This window comes from Bartonella queenslandensis AUST/NH15, assembly GCF_000312585.1.
Classification (GTDB): domain Bacteria; phylum Pseudomonadota; class Alphaproteobacteria; order Rhizobiales; family Rhizobiaceae; genus Bartonella; species Bartonella queenslandensis_A.
This window is the reverse complement of sequence record NZ_HE998003.1, coordinates 47,740-52,153: the sequence shown is the minus strand read 5'-3', so window position 1 is coordinate 52,153 and position 4,414 is coordinate 47,740. Positions and strand designations below refer to the sequence as shown.

3 protein-coding genes are annotated in these 4,414 nt (G+C 34.3%); 2 read left to right on the top strand and 1 reads right to left on the bottom strand.

Annotated elements, in window-relative coordinates; all coding sequences use genetic code 11:
* On the top strand, positions 1-449 hold a 449-nt coding region (locus tag BN338_RS05390; RefSeq protein ID WP_039759804.1), incomplete at its 5' end, for an iron ABC transporter.
* A gap of 601 nt (positions 450-1,050) precedes the next feature.
* On the opposite strand, the gene BN338_RS05385 is transcribed toward BN338_RS05390, so the two are convergent.
* The gene (locus tag BN338_RS05385) at positions 1,051-2,025 is read right to left on the bottom strand and encodes a tail fiber protein (RefSeq protein WP_039759802.1); all 975 of its coding nucleotides are present in this window, start codon (positions 2,023-2,025) and stop codon (positions 1,051-1,053) included.
* A 1,327-nt stretch (positions 2,026-3,352) separates the two neighbouring features.
* On the opposite strand from BN338_RS05385, the gene BN338_RS05380 reads away from it, so the two are divergent.
* Positions 3,353-4,414 (top strand): phosphomethylpyrimidine synthase ThiC (locus tag BN338_RS05380; RefSeq protein WP_425277463.1); only part of this gene is annotated, 1,062 nt, incomplete at its 3' end.

The following is a 4,414-nucleotide window of genomic DNA, read 5'->3' as shown; positions in this document are numbered from 1 at the left end:
AGCGCGTTGATCTTTCTGATTATGGCAACCTGTATTATCACCAATTATCAGGTGGAGAACAAGCACGTGTACAACTTGCGCGTGTTCTTTGCCAAATCTGGAAACCCGTTTATAATGGAATTCCTTGTTGGATGATATTGGATGAACCTATTGCTAGCCTCGATATTCAACATCAAATTATTGTTATGGATATTGCAAAACAATTTGCTCATTCTGGTGGTGGTGTTCTTGCGGTTCTTCACGATCTCAATCTCGCTGCACATTATGCAGATAATATGATCTTGTTCAAGGAGGGGGAGATTTATTGCGAAGGAAGTGCTTCTGCCGTTTTGACAACACAAAATCTTCGCGATGTTTATCATTGCTCCTTAAACGTTTCTGAATTACCTAAAGAAGATATCCCATTTATACTCCCTCAAACGGCATCTTCCTATAAAACTAGATCCTAAAGCTATCGGTTTCAATCTAAAAATTAAAATCCATAGAAAAAATAAAACACGTAAATATTAAAGATTCTGTTTTATTTTTTAATGAGCACCTCTTTGTCATCTGTCCTTTTAAAAAAAGAAAATCCAACGCACCATATTAAAAAACTACCTGTTTAAAATCTTTCAAGATTTTACGTAACTCAAAACAGTTGAGATTTCATTTCGCTATTAATTTATATAATATCGATATGAACTCTCCCGCTTTTTCTATAACTTTATGTTTTTATAAAAATAATCCAAGAAATATATACAAAATTAGATGTATTGTTTATACTTTTTAAATACCTGATAGAAATCAAGTCTCTTTCTTCAATTTATAAAATATTTATTATAGCTTTAATGGCATTATTTTTTTTCATGACACATACGCTTTAGCTATTTTTATAAAAAGCATATCAAATCATATTTTTTACTTTTCTCTCTCTATTTACAAATTGTTTTTTGACTCTTTCAAATATTGCATGAATAAGATAGTTTTTTCTTCACATGCATAGAAAATAACGCGGAATCGCTCCGCGTTAATAAACTTATCAGAGTGTATCGATTGATTACCCAATCATACTCATACTTTTATAGCATAGACAACTGTTGTATTAACAGGGCGTGTTTCTGTCTCACCCGTATGGGAAAGAGTTATCTTGTGTGTATGGGCACCAGCAGAAGCTGTTGTTCCTTTTAGGGTTGTATTATAGGTATAATAATTCGGTAATCTCCCGATATTACCAGTTGGCCATCCAACTCCCTTATACTCAAAATCGTGCACATGTTTTCCTGATTCTTCAATGGTCCCAATATGCGTATGTGATTTTATGCTATCTTGTTGTTCATCTGCAAATTTTCTATCATCATCTAACCCCCGACCATCATCAAAGCCACGTAGAAACATGCCTCTAAAATCAGGAACTTTAAAAGTTGTGTCGCTATCTTTTCCCCATTTATCACCTATAGCCCTAAATAATTGCGGATAATCTTCACGCTTATAAGCCGTACCATCACATAAAAGCCAACCATTCGGTATATTTTGCATAGCAAATGTTGCAATGAAACCAGCAGGAAAACTTTCTATCTTTGGTGGTGTAGGGTTTAATAAATACCAACCCTCATGCTTTTTTATTAAAACACCACTATTATATACCATTTCATAAATGCCATCTGTTTGTAGCTCTCCACCTTCTAATGGTATAATGCCCGCATCAGTGGCTTTATAGATAAGCTTTTCCCCTATATTATTAACAGTTATTGTTGTCGTGCCAATATTCACACCACGTGCTTTAAAACGTATGATTATATCATTATTGTATTTCTTTATCGGTGAAACTGTCTTTAAGGTAATTAATGTTGTTTTATCTTCTGCATTAACTATAAAGTGTGAATCAATAGATCCGCCATTATCTGCAAGATATTCACGCACACGCTGCATCATCGCTCGTGCACTATCATTGACAGAACTAGGCGGCTGACCTTCTGCCCAATTAATGATACTATCTGAATGAGCATTTTCATCAGCTTTTAGCGACCAATCGTAAATATTAGACATTATAAATCCCCCATTATTTCATCATTTTTCTAATAATTTCTCGTTCTGTATTCTAAAATGTGCCCGCAGCATTGGTACATCATAACCACTGCACTATCCGTATTTTACGCATTCTTTTTTCACTCCTTTCAATTTAATAAGCTCATTTCACCAAACTTTTTTCATAACATTAGTCTTAATGCTTCCACTTCTAATGTGTAATGTAGTTACCTCATCTGAGGTTATTTGATATCTTGTTTTGTTACTTTGCTATTATTATACAGTTTTATCTTCAAATCCTGCATCTTGTTGTAAAGTTTACAAATACTGTTTAAATTTCCCTTATTATGGATTTTATATAACCATATTAAACGCAATAACTTGTCACCTGCATAGAAAGTTACTGATGTAAATTTTTAATGAGACATTCTATTTTTTCAGTATGTTAAGTCTGTCTTTTGACTTTGATTTGTATTTAAAGAAAGCAAAAACTAGCTTAAAATTCTCTGCAGTCCTCGTTATGTTTTTATTTACATGCAGATATTTTGCTCTATTCTATTTAATTTATCCCTGAAATTGTGCTATGGGGTCAGCATCAATGTTTTTTGAACAGACTTCTGTTCAACCTCAATGTACTATAGAGAATATATTTTATCCCCTTCAGTGAACTGAAACATTAAGGAAATCACGGACTCCCCTCAGATCTGAAGGTTGTGTCTGGTCTAGATAGTTAGGAAATATAACCCCGCCCCCACACTTTTATAAACATATTTTGTAGGTTCTTTACCTCCCCTGTAACCGTCTGGTTCTTACTTAAAACGGTCCTCCCCGTGTGTGTATTTTATTATATGTATATTTTTTTTGCAAGAACAATAAATCCTTCTAAACAACATCTTGCAATTATTGATATTTCTTTAATTCATTGAAATATAAAATGAGTATTCTAAAAACTATTTAGCTAACTCATCTGCCTCACCCTTTCAAACAAAAAATGCCCTATTGACTTAACATTTGCTATCCCCTCAGCTATCAAAGACAATTCCTTAATATTATAGTTTATCACTTCATAAGGCCTACTTTTATTCTTAAAAAATACGCCAAAATCGTTAAAAATATATCTTTGTGATTGACAATGTCCGTATTTAAGCCAATCATATCGATGCTAATAAAAGTGTTTATATGGGGGAATGCAAGATATTATTTGGGTATTGCATTAATCTTTTCAAAATAAATTCTCTTAAGCTTTATTGAAGATTGCTTGCTATAAAATTTATAGGCATTTCTTCGTTTAAAAGTATGTAATTGATCATTTGAATATATCCCCATGACACCTTAGTTTTTGAACTCTATGTTTAGAAGGAAAAAATTCGTGCCGAAAAATATTCCATCAATCAATTGCAGCCCCTTTCCCGCCTCACGCAAAATTTATCAACAGAGTCCTCTTTTTTCTGATGTGCGTGTTCCATTGCGTGAAATTTCATTGACCGATGGTAGTGGTGAAAAACCTTTAAAAGTCTACGATACTTCTGGTCCCTATACCGACAAAGATGCAATCATTGATCTTACAAAAGGTTTACCCGCAATTGGCTCATCTTGGCTCTTTCAGCGTGCTGATACTGAATCTTACCCTGCACGCTCAGTTAAACCTGAAGATAATGGATTAACAAGCTCTCCTATACCAGAATTTGAACAAAAACGACCTGTTTTACGAGCCAAAAGTGGCAAAGAAATTACACAAATGGCATATGCACGCGCAGGTATTATTACTGCCGAAATGGAATATGTTGCTATACGAGAAAATGAAGGGCTAGCAATAAAAGACCAACAAAAAGTTCACGCAAATATATCGGGTGGAGAAATACCAGAAATTTACACTGCAGAATTCGTTCGGAATGAAATTGCAAACGGACGAGCCATTATTCCGCAAAATATCAATCATCCAGAATGCGAACCAATGATTATTGGACGTAATTTTCGTGTTAAAATTAATGCTAATATTGGTAATTCAGCGGTAACTTCATCAATGGCAGAAGAAGTTGATAAAATGGTTTGGGCTATTCGTTGGGGAGCCGATACGGTTATGGATCTCTCAACAGGGCGAAATATTCATAATATTCGTGAGTGGATTATTCGAAATTCTCCTGTCCCCATCGGAACTGTTCCTCTTTATCAAGCACTCGAAAAGGTACAAGGTATTGCTGAAAATTTAACATGGGATATTTTTCGCGATACTCTTATCGAACAAGCAGAACAAGGCGTTGATTATTTCACCATTCATGCAGGCTTAAGATTACCATTTATTCCTATGACCATTGATCGTGTAACAGGTATTGTTTCACGAGGCGGTTCTATTATGGCAAAATGGTGTCTCCATCATCATAAAGAAAGCTTTCTCTACGAACATTTTGAT

What these genes read in the sequence shown, in the direction of transcription:
- BN338_RS05385 (WP_039759802.1), bottom strand. Translation starts at nt 2,025, where the DNA reads ATGTCTAATATTTACGATTGGTCGCTAAAAGCTGATGAAAATGCTCAT.